At 63.2% G+C, this 389-nt stretch carries 1 protein-coding gene; it reads left to right on the forward strand.

The window, feature by feature from the left end; translation table 11 throughout:
* The coding region (locus EN879_RS38735) for an exodeoxyribonuclease III (RefSeq protein WP_206521129.1) at positions 1-389 on the forward strand (389 nt) is incomplete at both ends.

Here is a 389-nt window from a genome sequence, read left to right on the forward strand (position 1 = left end):
GTCCTGGATGGCGCGGCTTGAGCGCTGGGCCGAAGAACGGCTGAGACTTGAGGAGGCTCTGGTGCTCGCCGGCGACTACAACGTCATTCCCGAGCCGATCGACGCGCGGTTTCCGGAGAATTGGCTGGGCGACGCCCTGTTCCAGCCGCAGACGCGACAGGCCTTCCGTCGGCTGCTCAATCTTGGTTTCACCGAGGCGGTGCGCGCGGTCACCGACGCGCGCGACACCTATACGTTCTGGGACTATCAGGCCGGCGCCTGGCAGAAGAACAACGGCATCCGTATCGACCACCTGCTTTTGTCGCCGGAAGCCGCCAACCGATTCTCATCGGCCTCTATCGAAAAGCATGTGCGCGCTTGGGAAAAACCATCCGACCATGTCCCGGTGG

The organism is Mesorhizobium sp. M7A.F.Ca.AU.002.02.1.1, from assembly GCF_003998535.1.
In the GTDB taxonomy this organism is placed as follows: domain Bacteria; phylum Pseudomonadota; class Alphaproteobacteria; order Rhizobiales; family Rhizobiaceae; genus Mesorhizobium; species Mesorhizobium ciceri.